Origin of the sequence: Stenotrophomonas sp. GD03654 (assembly GCF_029845105.1) — a bacterium.
GTDB lineage: Bacteria > Pseudomonadota > Gammaproteobacteria > Xanthomonadales > Xanthomonadaceae > Stenotrophomonas > Stenotrophomonas africana.
In genome coordinates this window covers 23987-46664 of the sequence record NZ_JAOCLC010000039.1, presented here as the reverse complement: position 1 = coordinate 46664, position 22678 = coordinate 23987, and the positions used below count along the sequence as shown (strand labels likewise).

Genomic DNA, 22678 nt, shown 5'->3' with positions numbered 1-22678 from the left:
GGCCATCGGCAGTGCTGGACAGGATGCGCTCTTCGCCGACACCTTTCTGCCGTTTCAGCTGGAAGCCCTGATCGGCAGGCAGCTGTGCGGCGATGGCGTCCATGCGTCGCAGGGCATCGGGGCCGCTGCAGTCGAAGTGGCCCCAATGGGCGCCATCGCGGTGGATCTGCAGTCGGTAGTTCATCGCGGTGTCTCCGGCAGGTCCTGCAGCCAATGGTCGAACATCGCGGTGGCGGCCGCAGCCAGCGGTGCGCCATAGCGACGTGCCTGCGCGCGCAGGTCGGTGGGATCGATGCCGGCCTGGGTCAGCTCCAGCGTGTGGCCGATCAGCCAGCGCTCGAACTGGCGGGCGTCCAGTTCCGGATGGCATTGCAGGGCCAGTGCGTGGTGGCCGATGGCGAACGCCTGGTGACGGCAGGCCGGCGTGCTGGCCAGGCGGCGTGCACCGGCCGGAAGTTCGAACGCCTCACCATGCCAATGCAGTACCGGAATGCCCTGCAGGCACTGCAGCGGTGAACGCTGGCCTTCATCGGTCAGCAGCAGTGGCGCAAAGCCGATTTCCTTGCCGCCACTGGGAGCAACGCTGGCACCGAGTGCTCGTGCCATCAGCTGTGCACCCAGGCAGATGCCGAGAGTCGACCGCTGCTGCCGCAGGCGGCGCTGCAGCAGGGTGATGCTGTCATTGACGAAGGGATAGATCTCTGTGTCATTGACGCTGATGGGGCCGCCCAGCACCACCAGCAGGTCAGCCGCTTCGGCCGGATCGAGTGCGTCTACACCAGCCTGCAGCACCTGCAGCTGCCAGCCCTGCGCCAGCAGCAACGGTTGCAGGGTGCCGAGGTCTTCGAAAGCCACATGTTGCAGGACGACCGCGTGCTTCATGCCGGGCCTCCACTGCTAGGCCAGTAGAAGCTGTCGGGGGTGGCACGTGCACCAAAGATGGCCTGGCCGACGCGGACCACGGTGGCACCTTCCTCGATGGCCACTTCGAAATCACCGGACATGCCCATCGACAACTGCGACAGGTCCAGGCCGGGCGGGGCGGTGCGTTGCAGCTGGTCGCGCAGTTCGCGCAGGCGCACAAAGCAGGCACGCACGCGCTCGACCTCGGGGGTGAAGATGGCCAGGGTCATCAGGCCGCGCACGTGCAGGCGATCAAAGGCCGGCAGCTGCTGCACGAAGGCCTCGACAGCATCGGGTTCCAGACCGTACTTGCTGGGTTCGGCGGACGTGTTGACCTGCACGAACACATCCAGCGTGCGGTCTTCCAGCTGCAGGCGCTGCTGCAGGGCCTCGGCTACGCGCAGGCTGTCCAAGGCCTGGAACTCGCTGGCAAAGCGCGCCACGTAGCGCGCCTTGTTGGTCTGCAGATGGCCGATCACCGACCAGTGCACGCCCAGGTCGGCCATTGTCTCGGCCTTGCGTTGTGCTTCCTGCACTTTGTTCTCGCCGAGTTCGTGGCAGCCGGCGGCCACCGCCATGCGGATGCGGGCGTCGTCGACGGTCTTGCTGACCGGCAGCAGGCGCACGCTGGCCGGATCCCGGCCGACGCGGGCGCAGGCATCGGCGATGCGTTGACGCACCGTGATCAGGTTGGCGGCGATCTGTTCAACGGACTGGGCGACGGGCCAGTCGGCAGCGGCAAGGGGCATGCGGGCACCTCCAATGCAGGGCGGCCAGGGTGGGATACACTGGCACAGGACAAGATATATTTTGGCATAGGACAAAATGAAAATCACCGGGCACAGTGCCGAGTCGATCTTCGACAGCATCCGTGATGGCATTGGCAAGGGCCGCCTGCCGGCTGGCAGCGTGCTGCCGCCGGTGCGTGAACTGGCCGAGCAGCTGGGAGTGAACCGCAACACCGTGGCTGCGGCCTACAAGCGCCTGGATGCGGCGGGCCTGGCCAGCACGGCGGGTCGCCGCGGTACGGTGGTGCGTGGCCTGCCGCCGACGCTGGCGCGCGAGGGCAGTACGCCCGGGCTGGCCCTGCAGGACCTGGCCGGTGGCAACCCGGATCCGCGCCTGCTGCCGAACCTGCGCCTGGCTCCGGCCGCACCTCGGCTGTATGGCGTGGGTACGGTCGACCCGAGGTTGCAGGCGCTGGCGCGCGCCTCGCTGGATGCGGACTGCCCTGAGGGCTATGCGCTGGAGCTGACCCATGGGGCGGTCGATGGCATTGAACGCCTGCTGGCGGCGTGGCTGCTGCCGGGGGATCGCATCGCGGTGGAGGATCCGTGCTTCCTCGGCAGCCTCAACGTGCTCAACGCCGTGGGTCATGCGCCGTTGCCAGTGGCGGTGGACGCGCATGGCATGCAGGTCGATTCGCTGCGACAGGCACTGGAGGCAGGTGCACGCGCGGTGCTGCTGACGCCGCGCGCGCACAACCCGACCGGCGCCAGCCTGGATGCGAAACGGGCAAGGGCGTTGCGCCAGTTGCTGGCGGCCTACCCGCAGGTGGCGGTGCTGATCGATGATCACTACGCGCTGCTCTCGCAGCAGGCCTATCACTCGGTGCTGCCGCTGGATGGCCGGCGCTGGGCGCTGCTGCGCTCGTTGTCCAAACCTCTCGGCCCGGACCTGCGGCTTGCCTGGCTGGCCTGCGATGAAGAAACCGCGATGCGGCTGCGGCTGCGATTGGCGTCCGGCATCGGCTGGGTCAGTCACCTGCTGCAGGACGCGGCAACCTCGGTGCTGGCGTCGTCAACGCAGCGGGCGAAGATCGCCTCGGCAGGTGAGCGTTACCAGCAGCGACTGCGGTCGCTGCAGGAGCTGCTGCGCGCGCGTGGCATGCCGACGCCGCAGCCGATGGAAGGATTGAACCTGTGGCTGCCGTTGCAAACCGACAGCCATCCGCAGGTGCTGGCACTGGCGTCGCGCGGATGGCATGTGCGGGCGGGTGAAGTCTTCGCGGTGACGGCGCCGGGGCATGGCCTGCGCATCACCTGCGCGGCACTGGGGGCAGCGCAGCTGCGGCAGCTGGCGGATGACCTGGCGGCGGTGTGCGGTCTGTAGCGCTGAGCCATGCTCGACTTTGCTTCGCCTTTGTAGAGCCGAGCCATGCTCGGCTGCCGGTCATGTAGGGTCGAGCCATGCTCGACTGCCGTTGGTAGGAGCAGTCGAGCATGGCTCGACTCTACAGAAGCAGATCAGGGCGCGGCATTGGCGCCGGGGCGCACGTAATAGGACTGACCGCTGTCATCGACGAACATCAGTTCCGGCTTGCCCTGCCAGGAGGTGAGCATGGCGCCGGTGTTGTTCTGGTGCTTGACCATCAGGCTGGCGCCGCGATCCGGGTTGGCCACCACCTTGAACACTTCGGTGGTGCCGGTGGCATCGTCCAGAGTCAACAGGGCTTCGCCGCCGCGGTCGCTGGTGCCGTAACCGCCGCGTTCGGAACCATCGGGGCCGAGCAGGATCAGGCCTGACAGGGCGGTGGCGCGCGGCCCCTGGGTACGGCCCTGGCTGAGCGGATCGGGAACCGGTGCGCCGAGGATCACCCGGGGCTGGCCGCTTGCATCGTGGATGACCAGCCCGCGTGCTTCGATGATGCGCTGTGGCGATTGGCTGCGATGCAGGCTCCAGGCGGTCCAGCCGGAAACCAGCAGGGCGAGGGTGGAGACCACCAGCGTGGTCAGCAGCAGTGCGCGGGGCATGGCGTCGTCCTTCCTTGGATGTGCCGACGATAGCGGATGCAAAAGGGGATGGGTAGAGTCGACTGTCAGTCGACTGCTGTTCGATCAGATCACGGAAATTCCCGCACTGACGCGCGCAGGTCGACTGACAGTCGGCTCTACCTCTACCTGGTCGACATCACCCAGTGGCCGTTACGCGGTGATTCCCGGCGTCAGTGGAAATCGCGGCTATGGCTGCGCAGTCCCTGCAGCAGCTCATCCAGGCAGTGCATGCGCTGCACGATGACATGCTGCACACCATCGACGCGTTCCAGGCGGCCATCGATCTGCATCAGCTGGGTATCGACCAGCACCCGGTGCTGGCGATCGGCCAGGTGCCGCCAGACCACGGCGTTGACCATGCCAGTCTCATCTTCGAGCGTGAGGAAGGTGACGCCGCTGGCGGTCTGCGGGCGCTGGCGCATGCGTACCAGGCCGGCGATGCGCACGCGACGGCCATGACCGTGGTCCACCAGCTGTGCGGCATCCAGACAGCCACGGCTGCGCAGCTGCGCACGCAGGAACGAGATCGGGTGGCGGCCAAGGGTGGTGCCGGTGCTGCGGTAATCGGCCTGCATGTCCTCCCATGCGCTGGGCAGCGGCAATGGCACGCGGGCTTCGGCGGTGGCGCGGGCCTGGTCGAACAGCGGCAGCCGGTTTTCCACGCCGGAGATATCCCAGCGTGCACGATGGCGATGGCCACTGAGCCCACGCAGCGCACCGGCATCGGCCAGCAGGCCCTGCTGGCGGCGATCCAGGGCGGTGCGCTGGCACAGGTCGCCCACATCGTCGAACGGGCGCCGCGCACGTTCGCGCATGATGGCCTGCACGGCTGCTTCATTGCAGCCTTCGACCAGGCGCAGGCCGAGCCGGATCGCCGCCGGGCCCTTGCTGAAATCCAACGAGCAGTCCCAGCCGCTGTGGCGCACGTCCACCGGCAACACCGTGATGCCATGCCGGCGCGCATCCTGCAGCAGCTGGTCGGGGCTGTAGAAACCCAGTGGCTGGCTGTTGATCAGGCTGGCAGTGAACGCGGCCGGGTGATGGCACTTCAGCCAGCAGCTGGCATAGGTGAGCAGGGCGAAGCTGGCCGCGTGGCTTTCCGGGAAACCGTAATCACCGAACCCCTTGATCTGCTCGAACAGGTGCTCGCCGTATTCCAGGCTGAAGCCGTTTTTCAACATACCCGTCAGCAGCTTTTCGCGATGCGGTTCCAAGCCGCCACGACGCTTCCAGGCGGCCATCGAGCGGCGCAATGCATCGGCTTCGCCGGGTTCATAACCAGCTGCTTCCACTGCCAGCTGCATCACCTGTTCCTGGAACAGCGGCACGCCCAGCGTGCGTGCGAACACGCGTTCCAGCTGTGGTGGGTAGAGCGGATTGTCCGGGTCGTTCAACGCGTCCGGTCCCTGTTCGCGCAGGATCCGCCGCCGCTCAAGGTAGGGATGGACCATGTCACCCTGGATCGGGCCGGGTCGCACGATCGCCACCTCGATCACCAGGTCATAGAACTCGCGTGGCTGCATGCGTGGCAGCATCGCCATCTGCGCGCGCGACTCGATCTGGAACACGCCGATGGTGTCGGCGGCGCAGATCATGTCGTAGGTCGGGCCGTCTTCATCGGGGATCGCATCCATGCGTCCTTCATGCAGGCCATGCTGTTTCAGCATCGCCAGGCACTTGCGGATGGCGGTGAGCATGCCCAGCGCCAGGCAGTCGACCTTCATCAGGCCGGTGGCATCCAGATCGTCCTTGTCCCACTGGATGACGGTGCGGTCGGCCATCGCCGCGTTTTCTACCGGCACCAGGGTCGACAGCGGATGCTCGGAGATGACGAAACCGCCCGGATGCTGAGACAGGTGGCGTGGGAAGTCGATCAGCTCGGCGGTCAATGCCAGCAGCCGCCGCATCAAGGGTGTGTCCGGATCGAAACCGCGCTCGCGGAGGGTTTCCGGCAGTGGGATGTTGCCGCCCCAATGATCCATTGCCGCGCCCAGTTCGTTGACCTGGTCCATCGGCAGGCCGAGCGCACGGGCCACGTCGCGGATCGCGCTGCGGCCACGGTAGCTGATCGCCACCGCGGTCAGTGCGGCGCGTTCGCGGCCGTAGCGCTTGAACACGTACTGCAGTACTTCTTCGCGGCGCTCGTGCTCGAAATCGATGTCGATATCCGGTGGTTCATCGCGCTCAGCGGAGATGAAGCGCTCGAACAGCAGGTTGCTGCGTGCCGGGTCGATCTCGGTTACGCCCAGCACGAAGCACACCGCGGAGTTGGCCGCCGAGCCGCGGCCCTGGCAGAGGATGTCCTGGCTGCGCGCGAAGCGCACGATGTCCTGCACGGTGAGGAAGTAGGAGGCGTAGTTCTTCTGCCTGATCAACGCCAGTTCGTGCTCGATCTGTTTGCGTTGCGCCGGTTCGATGCCGCCTTTCCAGCGCCACGGGATGCCACGCTCGACCAGCACGCGCAGCCAGCTGTCCGGGTCGTGGCCTTCGGGCACCAGCTCGCGCGGATAGGTGTACTGCAGCTGCTCCAGCGTGAAGTGGCAGCGTTCGGCGATGCGCAGGGTCTCGGCCAGCAGTTCGGCGGGATACAGCTGGGCCAGCGCGGTGCGCGGGCGCAGGTGGCGCTCGCCGTTGGGAAACAGGCGCCAGCCGGCTTCGGCCACGCTGCAACGATGGCGGATCGCGGTCAGCGTGTCCTGCAGGGCGCGGCGGCGTCGCACGTGCATGTGCACATCGCCACTGGCGACCAGCGTCAGGCGGTGACGTTCGCCGAAGGCCTGCAGCTGCTGCAGGCGGCGTGCGTCGTCGTGTTCGTGGTGCAGTTCCACCGCCAGCCACAGGCGATCGCCGAAGCCGGCGCGCAGCAGTTCCAGATCGGTGGCCGCCGGTTGCCGGTCCAGCCATAGGCACAGCAGGCCGTCGGGCAGGCCGAGCAGGTCCTCGCGCAGGCAGCGGTACTCGCCCTTGGCCGCGCGCCGCCGGCAGGTGGTGATCAACTGGCAGAGCCCTGCATAGGCGGCCTGGTCGGTGCACAGCAGGGCCAGCTTGGGTCCGTCCTCGACCTGGAATTCGGCGCCGACGATCAGCGCCACGCCATGCGTCTTCGCCGCCTGCCAGGCACGCACGATGCCGGCCAGCGAGCATTCGTCGGTGATGGCCAACGCGCGATAGCCTTGGCCGGCGGCGCGTGCGAACAGTTCTTCGGCGATCGAAGCACCGCGCTGGAAGCTGAAGGCCGACAGGCAGTGCAGTTCGGCGTAGCCGGGCAGTTCGCTGTGCATGGCGGCTCAGCCGAACCAGCCGTGCAGCATCCACGGCGCATGTGGATTGTTGCGGTCACGGAAAGCCCAGCCGCGCTGGCCATGCGCGGTTTCCACCACGTAGTAGTCGCGGCGCGCGTCGGCCTGGTCCCACCAGCCCGATTCGATCCGCTCCGGTCCGGTGACGATGCGCAGCCTCGGATCACGCAGCGGTTGCGGCGTATCCAGCAACCAGCCGGGGCGCAGTGGCCAGTACGACGGGGGCTTGGCCGCTGGCTGGGTGCCACTGGCGCGTTCGGGGCGATGGTCGGCCTGCACCGCCAGCGGCTGCACGGCGTCATCACCCAGCCGCGCACGCAGGCGCTCGCGCAGCTGGTTCCAGGGCATCGCCTGCGCCGGCCGGGTATCGAACAGGTCGCGCGCGGCGGGCACGAATGGTGGCAGCTGCTCGGCCTGCAGGCGCAGTGCGCGGCTGCCGGCCGGCAGGGCGAACGCTTCCATGCGGTTGCGTGCGATCTCGAACAGCAGCGCAGGATCGCGTTCGGGGGCCAGCAGGCCGATGGTCAGCACGCTGGCCGGCAGCAGGTCGTGCTCGAAATGCAGGTCGAAGCGCTGCACGCCGCCATCGCGCGAACACAGGAAGGCGGCCAGGTCCAGCAGCAGGCGGCGCAGCGGGAACAGCAGGGCCTGGCTGGATTCGATCTCGTATTCGAATTCGATGCGCGCATCGAAACGGTCCGGTGGCTGGTAGTAGCGCAGCGGCGCGGTGGGCAGGCCGCGCAGTGCATCCAGCTGCTGCAGTACCTCCGGTGCGAAGCGCCGGGCCAGGCTGTCACGCGGCAGCTCGAGCACCGCACCCAGCGTGCGCAGGCCGGAACGGCCGAGCACGGTCACCGCGTCGCTGGGCAGGCCGCAGCGCGGCAAGGGTAGCTGCGCCAGTGCCGCTGGCAGTTGCTGTGCATCGATGCCGAGGCCGTCGTGGACGTTGGCCAGCACGCGCGCGGCCTGTGGGGTCGGTGCGGCCACCAGACGGTGACGGAAGCCGAGTTCGTGCAGTTCGTTGCGCAGCCGCTGCTGGATCGTCAGCCAGTCACCGAACAGGGCGCGGCTGGCGCCGATCTCCAGCACCAGTGCATGCGGGAAATCGAGGCTGACCTGCGAGCTGTAGGCGTAGGCCCAGCTGGCCAGCAGCTGCCGGGTGTGCTGTTCGGCATTGGGATCGTAATCGTGCAGGTGCATGTCCTGCACCAGCACCTGCGCAGCCGACAGCAGCATGCCCGGACGCAGCCCCGCTGCGCGTGCCGACGGGCTGACCGCACGCAGTACGCGACGCTGTGCCGGCCCCTGCAGCAGCACCAGTGGCCGCTGCGGATCCGGCTGCAGGCGCAGCACGCTGTCCAGCGCCAGCTGCGGCAACAACAGGCAGGCCCAGTGCATGGCGCGACCTCAGTGGGCGATGGCCAGCGGCAACGGCTGCGCCGGCGGCAGGCCGCCTCGGCACTTCAGCACCCGCACCTGGCCGTGGTCGAGCTGCAGGCGCAGGCTGGCCGGGGAGGGGTTGCGCGCTGCCTGCGCCTCGCGGAACACGAAGCCCAGGCACTGGCCGCTGTCGGCGGCGACCTGCAGCCGGCGCAGGGCGCGATCGTCGGCCTGGTGCGGCCAGCACAGCACCGCCGCGCAGGCGGCAGAGCGCAGGCATTGTTCGGCGGCCCACAGCGCCTGCTTCGGCGCAGCGTGGATGATCTGCAGCTGGGCCAGATCCAGCCCGGCCGCGGCCCAGGCCGGGGCATGCGGGCGATAGGGGGGGGCGACCAGCACGATCGGGCGGTCGCGCTGGCTCAGCCTGGCCAGCGCTGGCCAGACCAGCGCCAGCTCACCGACGCCGGGCGCCGCCTGCAGTACCTCGCATAGCCCGCTGGTGGGCCAGCCACCGCCGGGCAGGCGTGCGTCCAGTGCCGGGTGGCCGCTGGCCAAGTGGTCGCTGGCCGGCCCCTGGCGGGCCGGGCCGCGCCACAGTTGGCGCCCGTCCAGCAGCCGGTCGAGGGCGACGACCGCACCCATCAGCCGGTCCTCCAGAGGAGGCGCCGGGTGGGCTGGAAGCGGCAGGAACGGGCGGAAACGGCGGGCATGGCGCGAGTATCGACAGGCCGGTATCAGGGGCTGAGACCGGACATGCTACTCGCCTTGTGAGTAGAATTACTAATGAAATCGGAGGGTCCGGTTTCAGGTTGCTGAAGGGGGTAAGGAGTGCCGACCAGGGTCGGCACCCACAGGCCCGGTTACGGGCGGACTGGCAGCGCCACCGGACGCAGCGGCGCGGCATCGCCACCGCGGATCTTCAGTGGGCCGCCGATGAAGGCGAACTCGTAGACCTTGTCGCGGGCCAGTTCGTCCAGCGCCACCAGCTCGATGATCGGCGCGCCCTGCTGGGCCAGCAGGTAGGTGTGCAGCGGCACGTAGTCGTCGGACACCTCCGAGGGGAAGGTCTCAAAGCTGAGGTTGTCGGCACCGACGATCATCGCGCCGCTGTCCTCGACCAGGAAGCGTGCCGCGTCCAGGCCCATGCCCGGCGGGTTGGCCATGTAGGCCTTGGGCTGTTCGAACAGGCGCATGCGGCCGGTGCGGATCAGCACCACGTCGCCCTGCTGCAGTTTCACCTTCTGGCGTGCCAGCGCATCCTTCAGGTCCTGGCGGGTGACGCGGTAGCTGTCCGGCAGCATGTCCACGCCCTTGGCGGCGGCCACGTCGATCAGCACGCCACGCGCGATCAGCGGCGGGAACTTCTCGATGCCGGTGACATTCCAGCCACGGTCGCCAAGATGCTTGTCGGCCTCGAAGCCGTTCCAGATCTTTCCGTGGATGCCGAAGTGGTTCAGCGCATCGATGTGGGTGCCGGTATGGCTGTACATCGAGAACGCGGTGCCGGTGTAGCTGCGGGTGAGGTTCATGGTGTCACCCACGCCCATCGGATCATCCATCACCGTGCCGCGCGGGGTGTGGGTCATCCAGAACTGGTAGTGCGGGTCGCCGGCATCCTGCCAGCTGGGCATGCCGACGTAGTAGTCGGTGGCCAGGTCATAGGCCTTGCCGCCGCTGACCCGCGACAGGATCGCCGCACGCGAGGCCTCGGTGATCAGGTTGAGGCGGCCGATCTCGTCCTTCGGCCCCCAGGGGCTGGTGCCGACCTGCTGGCCGGAGGGAACGCGTTCGTGCGCGGACACGGTGGTGGAAGCGGTGGTGCCGGCCAGCAGCAGGGCCAGCGCGGTGGCCAGGGTACGTGGGGTCATGGGGAATCTCCTTGCAGGGTGGGGGAGGGTGCGGCTCAGGCCGCGACCAGGTGCGCCAGGGCCTGGCGCAGGTGTGGCAGCGGCAGGGTCTGCAGGCGCAGGCCGTTGCCGCCGATCACGGTGGGAATGGAACGGATGCCGAGGGTCGCGGCTTCGGCACGGTCGGCCTGCACGCGCTGGCGTACTGCGTCGCTGCGCATGTGGTCAGCGAAGGCGCCACGTGGATGACCCAGCGATTCGGCGATATCCAGCAGGACTTCGGCATCGCCGATGTTGCGGTGCTGGTGCAGGTGCGCCCACTGCACGGCATCGAACATCGCGCCATGGGCGTCGTTGCCACCGAGCATGCCGGCGGCCTGGCAGGCCAGTGCGCCGAGCCAGCCGGACGGATACTCGAAGTCCTGTGCGCGCATGCCTTCGATATCGATGCGCGCGGTGTCTTCATGCGCGGCGCAGTCGGTCCAGTGGCGCAGGATGATCGCCTTGGCGCGCTCCATCGAGCCGAACACCTCGACCATCTGCGCGCGCGAGTCCTGCAGCACGAAGCTGCGGTGGCGCACCTGGATGCCGAGTTCGGCCGAGACCTGCTGCAGGCGCGGGGCCAGCACGAAGCACCAGCCGCAGACCACGTCGTGGAAGAAATCGACCACCGGCGCTGCGGTGGCGGGGGAAGGAACGGAAGACATCTGCCTGCCATCGGTGAGAGGGGAGGCGGCAGGTTAGGCAGCGCGGCGTGGCCGAAACAGCACGCCGCGGGCAGCTCAGTTTTCGCTGGCGGTTACGAATCCAGGCCGGCGCAGCCGGGCAGCTCGGCGTGCAGGAAATCGATGAAGGCGCGTACCTTGGGCTGCAGGTGGCGCGACGTGGGATAGACCGCATGCACGAAGCGCGGCGGATAGCGGTGGTCGGGCAGCACCTGCTGCAGTTCGCCACGGGCCAGCGCCGGTGCCGCCAGGAACGAGGGCAGGGCACCGATGCCCATGCCGGCCACCAGCAGGTCGCGCAGCAGCAGGCTGTTGTTGACGGTGACACGCGCCGGCAGGGTGATCGTTACCTGGCCATCGGGGCCGAGCAGCGGCCAGCTGCCGGGCGAGTCGGACAGGCTGTAGGCCAGCACGCTGTGCGCCTGCAGATCGTCCACCGCTTGCGGTGCCGGATGCTGCCGCAGGTAGGACGGGGCCGCGCACAGCACCTGCTGCAGCGAGGCCAGCCGGCGTGCCACCAGGCGTGAATCATCCAGCTCGGCACGCAGCCGCAGCGACACATCGAAACCTTCGCCGACCGCGTCGAGCAGGCGGTCTTCCATCACCAGGTCCAGTGACAGCTGCGGATGCTGCTGCAGGAAGCGTGGCAGCAACGGCGACAACGTACTCAGCGCGAACGACTGCGGCGCGTTCACGCGCAGGCGCCCGGCCACGTCGCCGCGCTGTTCGGCGATGCCGCGTTCCAGCGCCTCCAGTTCGTCAAGCAGGCGGCAGCATTCGCGGTAATAGGCGTGGCCGGTTTCGGTCAGGCTCATGCGCCGCGTGGTCCGCTGCAGCAGTACCACGCCCAGATGCGCTTCCAGCGTGCGCAACTGCTTGCTCAGGCCGGCCGGCGACATGCCGAGGTCTTCGGCGGCACGGGCCAGCCCACCGCGTTCGACGATGCGGCGGAAGGCACGCATCAGGTTGAAGGAATCCATGCCGGCCCCGGGCGCGATGAGGGCGCCATTGTAGAGCCGCGCCGTGCGTGGATACAGGAACACGGCGCCGACCAAGATCGGCATCCACCCGCGGCACGCGCTTGCGCCGTTTGTTCAAGCCGCCAACCCGCATGCCACGCCAGCATGCAGGCCCCTCACTTTCCGGGTTGCCCATGAAGCACTGGATGCTCCGCCTGTATGCCCCACTGTTCCTGCTGGGTTTCGTTGCCACTGCCGTCGTCTGGGTCGGCCACTGTCACGGTGGTCCGTTGTGGCTGCTGGCCTTGCTGGCGGCCGCCATCGCGGTCTCGTTCGCCGCCGAGCGGGCCTGGCCGTACGATCCCGCGTTCAACCACGACCACGGCGACAGCCTGCGTGACACCCTGCATGCACTGGTCAATGAAAGCCTGAACCTGCTGTCGATCACGGCGGTGCCGCTGCTGGCGGCAATCATTCCATGGCAGGCCTGGCCGCTGCAGTGGCCATTCGCGCTGCAGGTGCTGCTGGCCATCGTCTGCGCTGATCTCGGCATCACCCTGGTGCACTACGCCAGCCATCGCATCGGCTGGCTATGGCGCCTGCATGCCGTGCATCACAGCGTCACCCGCATGTACGGCTTCAACGGCCTGATGAAACACCCGCTGCACCAGGCGGCCGAAGCGGTGGGCGGCGTACTGCCGCTGCTGCTGTTGGGCCTGCCGATGCCGGTCGCTGCGGTGCTGGCCCTCGCCATTGCCATCCAGCTGCTGCTGCAGCACTCCAACGTGGATATGCGTCCCGGCCTGCTGGGCCGGATGATGGCCTGGGCGCCGCTGCACCGCTTCCATCACATGCGTTACGGCACCGCTGGCGACGTCAACTTCGGCCTGTTCCTGACCGTCTGGGATCACCTGCTGGGGACCGTCTTCGACGCGCCAGGCTATCGATTGCAGCAGCGCGACCTCGGCATCGGCAGCCAACCGGACTATCCGCGCGACTATCCGGGGCAGCTGCTGGCGCCGTTCCGCGAACTGCCGCATGGCGAGGTGCCGGAGCTGCCGGAAGGTCTGCGCAGGCGCGGATGATGGGCCGTGTCAGGCCGCGTGCAGCTGCAGGCCCTGCAGCTGCGCGGCACCGATGCCGAACATGCGGCGCAGGCTGCGTGACAGATGGGCCAGATCGGCGAATCCAGCGGCATGCGCACTGTCGGTCAGGTTGTGCCCGCGCAGATGATGCATGAGCGCGTTGCGCAGCCGCTGCCACAGCACCCAGCCGCGCAGGGTGACCGCCAGCTCGGACTGGAAACGCCGGTGCAGCTGGCTGGTCGACAGATGCGCGGCTGCGGCAATGTCGGCAGCCGGCACCGGGCCAGGCAAGTGCTGGGCGATACGGGCCAACGCCGCCTGCACGCGGCGGTCCAGCGGTTGCGGGCGGCTCAGTCGTGGAAGCCAGTCGTGCAGTTCCATCGCAGTGCCGGGCAGCGAGTGCAGGTGCTGCTGGATCTGTTCGGGATTGGCATGCGCGGGTTCGAGGAATACCGTGCAGCCTGCTTCCGGCGCCGACAGGATTGCGTGCGGCTGGAATGACGGCAGCCACAGCCGTTGGCCCTGCTGCCGTACGCCGTCGATCTCGACCTGCCAGGGAGCGGCTTCGCTCAGCAACAGTTGATGGGCGTAGTGCGCGTGCGTATCGCTGCCACCAGCGTGGCCTTGCAGCACAGCCACGTGAGCATCCAGCAGCAGCGTGCCATTCCAGGGCAGGGCGGGAGAGGACATGGAGGGATTGTAGATCCACGTCATACGTGGATGAATCTCCATCGAAATCGAATATTCCGACAGTTGAACGAAGAGCAGCCGAGCATGGGCTCGGCTCTACAGCAGGCTGTGCAGGGAATTGTCGAAGGCGGGGTGGGTCCGGTTGCGGGGGCGTGAGCGCCATGGGCCCGAGGCATGCCTCGGGCGGGTTGGGCAGGATGCCCAACCCCGGTCTTGCCGTGTGCGCAGGACAGCGCACACGAGCAAGCGGCGACCGAGCCTCCATGGATGGATTCACGGCGTCCCCCGCAACCGGACCCACCCCGCCACCCCACAGGAGCCCAGCTTTCGCTTCTGCTGTTGCTTCGGCCGTTGCCTCTGCGGGTGCCGGGCGCAGCCCGGCCGTGCGTACCCTCACCGCCCGTGCGGGTCGGGCCGGTGATGCACGTACTCGACCACCGTGCCATCGGGATGTACCGCATTGAACGCCGCTCCGGTCGGTACCACCTGCAACGGGAAGATGATCTCGGCGCCAGCCGCGACCAGTTTGTCGTGATAGGGCCGAACGTCATCGACCAGCAGTGTCCCCGTGGTCGAAGTGAACGGCGCCAGCGCCGCCTCGCTGCCCTCGATCAGCAGGAACGCACCGACCATCGCCAGACGTAGCCCGGCCTCCGGAAACGGGAACCCCGCATCGGCCACCACGCCTTGCAGCTGCTCGTAGAAGGCCACACTGCGTTCCAGCTCACCGGGGGCCACGAACACCCGGATCAGCACGCGCGGCGCACGCTGGCTGGATGTATCGCAGCGGTCGCGCCAGAGATGGTCGAAGTCGCGGTGGACGGTCATGGGCTCGGTTCGTGGCCAGGGATCTCCATTATCGGCAGCCCCACGCGGCCTGCTGATGACCGCCGGTGATGGCCTGATAACTGCTGGCCGGGTTGCCCCTGTGACTTAGGTCCTGTTGACAGGTGTGAACGCCCTCGCACAATCTTCACAGGATTGGGTCGCCCTGCGCGGCCCGGACAGGCAGGTTGTCACGCCGGGAGGAGGGTCCCAGGCGCAGACCGGCCCGTCCTTCGGCCTGTGGGACGTTGCCTGGCAACCCCTGCGCGGCATGAACGCTGCACCCTTCGGCGGCACTTTCCCTGGACCGATTGCCTTGGCAACGGAATTACGCCTGCCGATGAAAACGTTTACAAAGCCGCTTGCACTGTCCCTGGCCCTGTCTGCCGCACTGGCCGCTCCGGCCTGGGCCGACCCCGCCGCGTTCACTGTGCTGACCCTGGAACAGGCGCCCAACGCCGAGGCGATGCCGGCCCTGGCCGCGCAGCTGAAGAGCCTGAACGTGGACGCGGTGAGCGTGCGCCAGGTGCAGCGCGGCATCGGTCAGGTCGATCCGCTGCAGGTGCTGGCCGATGGCCTGGGCTACGAGTACCGCTTCATTGCTGCCGGCAAGGATGATGGCCAGACCCAGCGCGGCCAGGCCGTGCTGACCCGGCTGCCGATCGCCGCTGAATCCGGCCCCGACCAGCCGGGCCTGAACTACCTGCGCCTGGATGATGGGCGCCACACGGTGGCGGTCTATACCGATGCCGGTGCAGGCGCCGCGCAGTTGCCGGCACTGGTCACCCGTTCGCGGCTGGGTGCACCGGCGGTGCTGCTCGGCGCGGTGGCCGGTGAATCGGCCAAGGCCGCAGGCTTCGATCCGGCGCGTGTGGCGCTGGAAGCCGACGCAAGCTATTTCAGCGATGGCTTCCAGGCCGCCAGCAGCGCACCGTTCAAGGTGGAAGGCAGCACCCTGCACGCCACCCTGCTGACCTTGGCTTATGCCGCCGACAAGCACAGCGAAAAGCCCTGGATGGACACCACCCTCAATGCCGACGCACGCGCTGCGCTGCTGTTGAAGGCGATGACCGAGGATGAGAAGTTCCAGATGCTGCACAGCTACTTCGGGCTGGGCAAGGACGGTGGCCCGTTGCCGGAAGGTGCGGTCGGTTCGGCCGGCTTCGTGCCGGCAGTGCCGCGCCTGGGCATCCCGTCGCAGCAGTCGGCCGATGCCGGCGTCGGCGTGACCAATCCCGGTGGTATCCGTCCGGGTGACTTCGCCACCGCCATGCCGTCCGGCCCGTCCACCGCCTCCAGCTGGAACCGCGAAGTGGCCTTCGCCGGTGGCGCCACGATGGGCCGTGAGGCATGGCAGCAGCGCTTCAACATCCTGCTGTCAGGCAGCGTCAACCTGCAGCGCGACCCGCGCAACGGCCGCAATTTCGAATACGCCGGTGAAGACCCGCTGCTGGCCGGTTCGATGGTCGGCGCGCTGATCCAGGGCGTGCAGAGCCAGCACGTGATCTCCTCGATGAAGCACTTCGCGCTGAACGACATGGAGACCCGCCGCAACTTCCACGACGTGCGCATCGGCGAACAGGCCATGCACGAGTCGGACCTGCTGGCGTTCGAAATCGCGCTGGAAGCCGGCCGCCCGGGCGTGGCGATGTGCTCGTACAACAAGATCAACGGCACCTACGGCTGCGAAAACGGCTACCTGATGAACCAGGTGCTGAAGCAGGAATGGAAGTTCCCCGGTTTCGTGATGTCCGACTGGGGCGGCGTGCACAGCGGTTCGAAGGCGGCGCTGGCCGGCCTGGACCAGCAGTCGGCCGGTGAAGTGTTCGATGCGGCGGTGTTCTTCGATGAGCCGCTGCGCCTGGCCGTGCACGGCGGTGTGGTGCCGCAGGCGCGCCTGAACGACATGGTGGCGCGCATCCTGCGCACGATGTTCCTGCACGGCAATTTCGACAACCCGCCGCAGCACCAGAAGGTCGATGCCGAGGCCGGTTTCGCCGTCGCCCAGCGGACGGTGGAAGAGGGCAGCGTGCTGTTGCGCAATGAAGGCAGCCTGCTGCCGCTGGCCGACAGCGTGAAGCGCATCGTCATCATCGGCGGCCACGCCGACAAGGGCGTGATCGGTGGCGGTGGTTCGTCGATGGTGGGCGTGACCGCCAAGGGCACCAACGCGGTACCGGGCGTGATGCCGACCACCTGGCCGGGCCCGGTGATCTTCCACCCGTCCTCGCCGCTGGAATCGCTGCGTGCGGCGCGCCCGGACGCGACCATTGCGTATGTGGATGGCACCAATGCCGCCGCTGCGGCCGAGGCAGCAGCACAGGCCGACGTGGCCATCGTGTTCGCTACCCAGTGGGCCGCCGAATCGGTGGACCTGCCGGACATGCAGCTGCCTGACAACCAGGACGCGCTGATCTCGGCGGTGGCCAAGGCCAACCCGAAGACCGTGCTGGTGCTGGAAACCAATGGCCCGGTGCGCACGCCGTGGCTGGCGCAGGTGCCGGCGATGCTGCAGGCCTGGTACCCGGGCATCCGCGGTGGCGAAGGCATCGCCGCGCTGCTGACCGGCCAGGTCAATCCGTCGGGCCGCCTGCCGGTGACCTGGGTGACGGACGAATCGCAGCTGCCGCGCCCGCACATCGACGGCCTCGGTTTCAAGCCGGCCAAGCCGTTCGGTGATGTATTCGATTTCGATATCGAGGGCGCCAACGTCGGCTACAAGTGGATGGCGGCCAAGGGCCTGACGCCCACCTTCGCGTTCGGTCATGGTCTGTCCTACACCTCGTTCGCCTATGACAACCTGAAGGTGAGCGTGGAAGGCTCGCGCCTGGTTGCCAGCGTCGACATCCGCAACACCGGCAAGCGCGCCGGTGCCGATGTGGCCCAGCTGTACCTGAAGCTGCCCGCCGGCAGCACCACGCCGATCCGCCTGATCGGCTATGACAAGGTGAACCTGCAGCCGGGCGAACAGCGCCGCATCCGCATCGAAGCCGAGCCGAAGACCCTGGCCCACTACGATGCACAGGCGCGCCAGTGGAAGATCGACGGCGGCACCTACCAGGTGCAGCTGTCGCGCAATGCGGCCGAGCCACTGCAGACAGTGGACGTGCAGCTGGTGGAGCAGGTGCTGCGCTGATGCCTGAAGACACGGCCCGCACAGGGCCGTGTCTGTTTGTGCTGCTTCTGTAGAGCCGAGCCAACGCTCGGCTGATGAACAGTGAAGGCTGAGCCGACGAGCAGCCGAGCATGGGCTCGGCTCTACACCGGCGGGCTGACAAACCGGTCGCGCAGGAAATCGATCAGCTGCCGTATCTTCGGTGAGGGCTGCGCGCTGTGCGGGTAAACCGCGTACACGCTCTGCTGCGGGAAGCGGTGCTGGCGCAGTACCGGGCGCAGCCGGTCCTGGGCCAGGTCGTCCTCGATCAGCCAGCGTGGCAGCACGGTGACCCCGGCGCCGGCCACGGCGAAGGCACGCAGGCTGCTGGCACCATCTACGCGCACCACCGCATTGCCCGGGTTGGTGGCGAACAATGCGTCGCTGCCATCCGGCGCCACCACCGGTACATCGGCCAGGCGCGGGTAGCCGAGGCGGGGCAGGGCGCCCAGCTGCACCGGGTCATCGGCTGCATCCGCGGAGGGCAGCCGGGCCAGCAACGAGGGCGCGGCCACCGCGCACAGCGGATGCCGTTCCAGTTCGCTGGCATGCAGGCCTGAATCCGGCAGGCGGCCCAGGCGGATGGCCAGGTCGAAACGTTCGGGAATCAGGTCGGCCGGTGCCGGTGAGGTCGACAGGTGCAGCTGCAGCGCCGGGTGCCGCGCACGGAAGGCCTCCAGCGCTGCGATCAGGCGCAGCTGCGCGTATTCCGGAGTAGTGGTCAGTCGCAGTACGCCCTGCAGCTGATGCTGGTCGCGGCGCGCGGCATCGATGGCTGCCTGTGCGGCATCCAGTGCCTGCACGCAGTGCTGCAGGAACTGTTCACCGGCCTCGGTCAGCGCTAGGTGGCGGGTACTGCGCAGCAGCAGGGTCACGCCCAGCTCCTGTTCCAGCCGCTTCAGGTTGAAGCTGACCACCGCGCGACTGAGGCCGAGGCGATCGGCGGCGGCGGTCAGGCTGCCGGCCTCGACCACGGCGCGGAAGATATCGAAGCGGTCGAGGCTGACCATGGCGATCCATTGTCAAAACAGATTTGACAGTGTTGCAGCTGTCGTCGTGTTTTTCCAACAAGGCCCGCACGGCATGCTGGCGACTTCTCCGCTGGAGCGCCGCCGATGCCGTCCCCCCGCCTGCGCCATGAGGCGATCTTCCTGCTGGTGTTCGCACTGGATCTGGTCAACATGTTCATCGCCACGGTGTCCTATCCGGCACTGGCAGCGGAACTGCACGCTGATGTCGGTACCCTGGCCTGGGTCGGCACCGCCTACATGCTGGGCTTGAGCGTGGTGATTCCGCTGGCGCCCTGGCTGGCTGCGCGCTGCGGCGAGCGTCGCCTGCTGCTGGTGGCGTTGCTGTTGTTCGCGGTTGCCGCTGCGCTGGCCGGCGCCGCACCGGGGATCGGCTGGCTGCTGGGCTGGCGCCTGCTGCAGGGGCTGGCCGGCGGCCTGCTGATTCCAGTGGCCCAGGCCGCGGCCTACCGCCAGTGCACGCCCGAGCAGCGTGGCGCGTTGACCCGGCGCATCCTGCTGGTGGCGCTGCTGGTGCCGGCACTGGCGCCCGCGCTGGGCGGGCTGCTGGTGCAGTGGTTGTCCTGGCGCGGCGTGCTCTGGGCCAGCCTGCCCGTGGCGGTGGTGGCGATCGGACTGGTGCTGGCCTGGATGCCGACCGATGGCGCGCGCAGTGCGCCGCGCCTGCAGGCCTATGCGCTGTCCACCGCGATGCTGGCGCTGGGCGCGCTGCTGCTGGCGTTGACCTGGCTGGGTGAACCCGGCCATCGGGCCGCCGGTGCCGTACTGCTGTTGATCGCAATGCTGTTGGCGGCGGCCCACCTGCGGCACGCACGTCGGCAGGCGCAGCCACTGCTGCGCTGGTCGCTGTTGGCCCATCGCGGGCTGCGGCTGGCGATGCTGATCTATCTGGCCGTACCCGGTGTATTCATCGGCAGCCAGCTGGTCAGTACCCTGCAGCTGCACCAGGCCGGCTACAGCGCGGCACGCATCGGCGCGTTGATGCTGCCGTGGGCGCTGGCCTCGGCCATTGCGATCACCGCCAGCAAGCGCCTGCTGGCTCGCTTCGGCCCGGCCACGCTACTGCGTGCCGGCATGCTGCTGCAGGCCAGCGGCCTGCTGTTGATGGCGCTGTTGCCGCAGCCGGCCTTCGCCTTGGCTGCGCTGTTGTTCGCGCTGATGGGCGCCGGTGGCAGCCTGTGCAGCAGTACCGCGCAGACACTGGCTTTCCACGGCGTGGAGGGTGAAGCGTTGGGCGATGCCAGTGCCCTTTGGAACCTCAACCGTCAGCTCAGTTTCTGCCTTGGTACTGCCGCCATTGCGCTGTTGCTGGCGCTGGCCATGCAGTGGCTGCCAGCACGCGCCACCAGCGTGGCGCTGGGTCTTGCCGCCGCAATGACGCTGTTGCCGATGGCGCTGTTGCGCCACTCGCACTCTGTTTCCCTTTCGCAACCCGAGAATGCCTGATGGATATCACCGCAGAACATGAAGTCCACCACCTGCACGACAAGCTGCAGGCCTGGTTCCGTGCCGATGTCGGCGCCGATGCGCTGGCGGATCTGATGGCGCACTTCTGTGCAGACTTCAGCATGGTCGGCATCGCGGGTCGCAGGCTGGACCGGAAGGCCGTGCAGGCACTGTTCGCGGGCGGTCATGGCGCGCGTCCAGGACTGCAGATTTCCATCGACGCCGTGCAGGCGGTGGAAGCGCCATCACCGCTGGCGGTGCTGCGCTATCGCGAAGGGCATTCGCTCGATAGCGGTCAGCTCACATGGCGCGAATCGTTGGCCGTGCTGCGGCAGGAGCAGGGTCGCTGGCGCTGGTTGGCGCTGCATGAAGTGCCGGTGGCCTGACCGGTAGTGCCGGCCGCTGGCCGGCAACCGCGTAACGCACCCCGGGATCATGAAGTTGCCGGCCAACGGTCGGCACTACTGGTCTTCGGTGAGCGCAGCGGCACCGGGGGCACATGTGCCATCAGTCCTGCCTGCATCCGCCCCAGAATGCAAAGCCCGCCCACACTTCACGGCTCGGGGCAGGAGTAGGCTTGAGGCTTTCCTGCCGGGAGGGGTTGTCCATGCATGTGCGTGCCGTCGCTGTAGCCATTGCCCTTTGCCTGTCCAGCACCGTGCTGGCCGCCGATACCCCGCCGATGACCCCGGACATCAGCGGCAAGCCCTTCGTTGCCCCCGATGTCGGTCGTGACTACGACAAGCGCGTGGTGATGGTGCCGATGCGTGATGGCACCAAGCTGCATACCGTGATCGTGGTGCCCAAGGGTGCCCGCAACGCGCCGATCCTGCTGACCCGTACGCCTTACGATGCCGCTGGCCGCGCCAGCCGCAGTGATTCGCCGCGCATGCGCGACCTGCTGCCGCAGGGCGACGAGGTGTTCGTCGACGGCGGTTACATCCGCGTGTTCCAGGACATCCGTGGCAAGTACGGCTCCGAAGGCGATTACGTGATGACCCGGCCGCTGCGCGGGCCGTTGAACAACACCAAAGTCGACCACTCCACCGACGCCTGGGACACCATCGACTGGCTGGTGAAGAACGTGCCGGAGAGCAATGGCAAGGTCGGCATGCTCGGCTCGTCGTACGAGGGTTTCACCGTGGTGATGGCGCTGACCGACCCGCATCCGGCGCTGAAGGTGGCGGCACCGCAGAGCCCGATGGTCGATGGCTGGATGGGGGACGACTGGCTCAACTACGGCGCGTTCCGCCAGGTCAACTTCAACTATTTCGCGATGCAGACCGAGAAGCGCGGCAAGGGTACGCCGCTGCCCAGCCTCGGCTACGACGACTACAGCACGTTCCTCCGGATCGGTTCGGCTGGCGACTACGCGCGCTTCACCGGCGTGGACCAGCTGACCTGGTGGAAGAAGCTGGTCGAGCACCCGGCCTATGACGGCTTCTGGCAGGGCCAGGCGTTGGACGCGGTGATGGCGAAAACACCGTTGAAGGTGCCGACCATGTGGCTGCAGGGCCTGTGGGACCAGGAGGACATGTGGGGTGCCAACCACGCCTACCAGGCCATGGAAGGGCGCGACAGTGGCAACAACCGCAATTACCTGGTGATGGGCCCGTGGCGGCACAGCCAGGTGAACTACAGCGGCAGCGAGCTGGGCGCGCTGAAGTTCGACGGCGATACCGCGCTGCAGTTCCGCCGTGATGTACTCAAGCCGTTCTTCGACCAGTACCTGGTGGACGGTGCGCCGAAGGCCGACACGCCGCCGGTGCTGATCTACAACACCGGCGAGAACCACTGGGATCGCCTGAAGGGTTGGCCGCGCAGCTGCGACAAGGGCTGTGCCGCCAGCAGCAAGCCGCTGTACCTGCGGGCCGGCGGCAAGCTGGCATTCCAGGCGCCGGCGGCGGGCGAGGGCGACTTCGAGGAGTACGTGTCCGACCCGGCCAAGCCGGTGCCGTTCGTGCCGCGTCCGGTCCGCTTCGGTGACCGCGACATGTGGACCACTTGGCTGGTCAAGGACCAGCGCTTTGTCGATGGTCGCCCGGACGTATTGACCTTCATCACTGAACCGCTGACCGCGCCGCTGCGCATCGGCGGCGCGCCAGTGGTGCATCTGCAGGCCTCGACCAGTGGCACCGACAGCGACTGGGTGGTGAAGCTGATCGACGTGTATCCGGACCAGGAAGCGTCGACGCCGGAGATGGGGGGCTATGAGCTGCCGGTGTCGTTGGCGATCTTCCGCGGCCGCTACCGCGAGAGCTTCAGCGATCCGAAGCCGCTGGCGGCCAACCAGGTGCTGCCGTATCGCTTCGACCTGCCCAACGCCAACCACACGTTCCAGAAGGGGCATCGGGTGATGGTGCAGGTGCAGTCCAGCCTGTTCCCGTTGTACGACCGCAACCCGCAGACCTACGTGCCTAACGTCTACCTGGCCAAGCCAGGCGATTACCAGAAGGCCACGCAGCGGGTCTGGCATAGCGCGGCGCAGGCCAGTTACATCGATCTGCCGGTGTACTGAGGCGGAGAGGACGACGCCGGGCATAGCCCGGCAGCACGTGGTAGT

19 protein-coding genes are annotated in these 22678 nt (G+C 67.8%); 6 read left to right on the top strand and 13 right to left on the bottom strand.

Going from position 1 to position 22678, the window contains the following annotated elements; all coding sequences use genetic code 11:
• From N5J73_RS15005 to N5J73_RS14995, 3 genes are all read right to left on the bottom strand, one after another.
• Window positions 1-184: hypothetical protein (locus tag N5J73_RS15005; protein ID WP_279941154.1), on the bottom strand; the 184-nt coding region annotated here is incomplete at its 3' end.
• A complete protein-coding gene (locus tag N5J73_RS15000; RefSeq protein ID WP_049449258.1) occupies window positions 181-882 on the bottom strand; it encodes a glutamine amidotransferase in 702 nt (233 codons plus the stop codon). The genes N5J73_RS15005 and N5J73_RS15000, both read right to left, overlap by 4 nt.
• Window positions 879-1652, bottom strand: a complete 774-nt coding sequence (locus tag N5J73_RS14995; RefSeq protein WP_049449256.1) for a YggS family pyridoxal phosphate-dependent enzyme — start codon at window positions 1650-1652, stop codon at window positions 879-881. The genes N5J73_RS15000 and N5J73_RS14995 overlap by 4 nt, the downstream gene beginning before the upstream one ends.
• A 76-nt stretch (window positions 1653-1728) precedes the next feature.
• On the opposite strand from N5J73_RS14995, the gene ptsJ reads away from it, so the two are divergent.
• Window positions 1729-3015, top strand: a complete 1287-nt coding sequence (gene ptsJ / locus N5J73_RS14990; RefSeq protein ID WP_057501429.1) for a transcriptional regulator PtsJ — start codon at window positions 1729-1731, stop codon at window positions 3013-3015.
• Window positions 3016-3149: 134 nt separating this feature from the next.
• Here the strand turns inward: ptsJ and N5J73_RS14985 are convergent, their stop codons facing one another.
• From N5J73_RS14985 to N5J73_RS14955, 7 genes are all read right to left on the bottom strand, one after another.
• A complete protein-coding gene (locus N5J73_RS14985; RefSeq protein ID WP_019336451.1) occupies window positions 3150-3656 on the bottom strand; it encodes a hypothetical protein in 507 nt (168 codons plus the stop codon).
• A gap of 191 nt (window positions 3657-3847) precedes the next feature.
• Entirely contained in the window at window positions 3848-6958 is a 3111-nt protein-coding gene (locus tag N5J73_RS14980; protein WP_049449251.1) for an error-prone DNA polymerase, read from the bottom strand.
• Between the two features lie 6 nt (window positions 6959-6964).
• Window positions 6965-8374 (bottom strand): DNA polymerase Y family protein, encoded by a 1410-nt coding sequence (locus tag N5J73_RS14975; protein WP_049449250.1) that lies wholly within the window; start codon window positions 8372-8374, stop codon window positions 6965-6967.
• 9 nt (window positions 8375-8383) lie between these two features.
• A complete protein-coding gene (gene imuA, locus N5J73_RS14970) occupies window positions 8384-8998 on the bottom strand; it encodes a translesion DNA synthesis-associated protein ImuA (RefSeq protein WP_057501426.1) in 615 nt (204 codons plus the stop codon).
• 218 nt (window positions 8999-9216) lie between these two features.
• Complete coding sequence (locus N5J73_RS14965) at window positions 9217-10224, bottom strand: cyclase family protein (protein ID WP_049449248.1); 1008 nt, start codon at window positions 10222-10224, stop codon at window positions 9217-9219.
• Window positions 10225-10259: 35 nt separating this feature from the next.
• Window positions 10260-10910 (bottom strand): DsbA family protein, encoded by a 651-nt coding sequence (locus N5J73_RS14960; RefSeq protein WP_049449247.1) that lies wholly within the window; start codon window positions 10908-10910, stop codon window positions 10260-10262.
• Window positions 10911-11002: 92 nt separating this feature from the next.
• Entirely contained in the window at window positions 11003-11908 is a 906-nt protein-coding gene (locus N5J73_RS14955) for a LysR family transcriptional regulator (protein ID WP_049449289.1), read from the bottom strand.
• Between the two features lie 185 nt (window positions 11909-12093).
• On the opposite strand from N5J73_RS14955, the gene N5J73_RS14950 reads away from it, so the two are divergent.
• Window positions 12094-12972 (top strand): sterol desaturase family protein, encoded by an 879-nt coding sequence (locus N5J73_RS14950; RefSeq protein WP_239508900.1) that lies wholly within the window; start codon window positions 12094-12096, stop codon window positions 12970-12972.
• Between the two features lie 9 nt (window positions 12973-12981).
• Here N5J73_RS14950 and N5J73_RS14945 read toward each other — a convergent pair whose 3' ends face one another.
• Window positions 12982-13686 carry an AraC family transcriptional regulator gene (locus N5J73_RS14945; protein WP_049449243.1) on the bottom strand — a complete coding sequence of 235 codons (705 nt, stop codon included), beginning with the start codon at window positions 13684-13686 and terminating at the stop codon, window positions 12982-12984.
• Between the two features lie 369 nt (window positions 13687-14055).
• Entirely contained in the window at window positions 14056-14490 is a 435-nt protein-coding gene (locus N5J73_RS14940) for a glyoxalase/bleomycin resistance/dioxygenase family protein (protein WP_021204492.1), read from the bottom strand.
• 337 nt (window positions 14491-14827) lie between these two features.
• Between N5J73_RS14940 and N5J73_RS14935 the strand changes: the two genes are divergently transcribed.
• A complete protein-coding gene (locus N5J73_RS14935) occupies window positions 14828-17623 on the top strand; it encodes a glycoside hydrolase family 3 C-terminal domain-containing protein (protein WP_080354830.1) in 2796 nt (931 codons plus the stop codon).
• A 122-nt stretch (window positions 17624-17745) separates the two neighbouring features.
• Here the strand turns inward: N5J73_RS14935 and N5J73_RS14930 are convergent, their stop codons facing one another.
• Entirely contained in the window at window positions 17746-18651 is a 906-nt protein-coding gene (locus N5J73_RS14930) for a LysR family transcriptional regulator (protein WP_049445912.1), read from the bottom strand.
• A gap of 105 nt (window positions 18652-18756) precedes the next feature.
• Here N5J73_RS14930 and N5J73_RS14925 point away from each other — a divergent pair, with 105 nt between their 5' ends.
• The 3 genes from N5J73_RS14925 (at window position 18757) to N5J73_RS14915 (ending at window position 22633) form a co-directional block, all read left to right on the top strand.
• On the top strand, window positions 18757-20115 hold the full coding sequence (locus N5J73_RS14925) for an MFS transporter (protein WP_049445910.1): 1359 nt from the start codon (window positions 18757-18759) through the stop codon (window positions 20113-20115).
• Entirely contained in the window at window positions 20115-20501 is a 387-nt protein-coding gene (locus N5J73_RS14920; protein ID WP_049445908.1) for a DUF4440 domain-containing protein, read from the top strand. The genes N5J73_RS14925 and N5J73_RS14920 overlap by 1 nt, the downstream gene beginning before the upstream one ends.
• A 221-nt stretch (window positions 20502-20722) precedes the next feature.
• A complete protein-coding gene (locus N5J73_RS14915) occupies window positions 20723-22633 on the top strand; it encodes a CocE/NonD family hydrolase (protein WP_049445906.1) in 1911 nt (636 codons plus the stop codon).
• The last annotated feature ends 45 nt before the right edge of the window (window positions 22634-22678 follow it).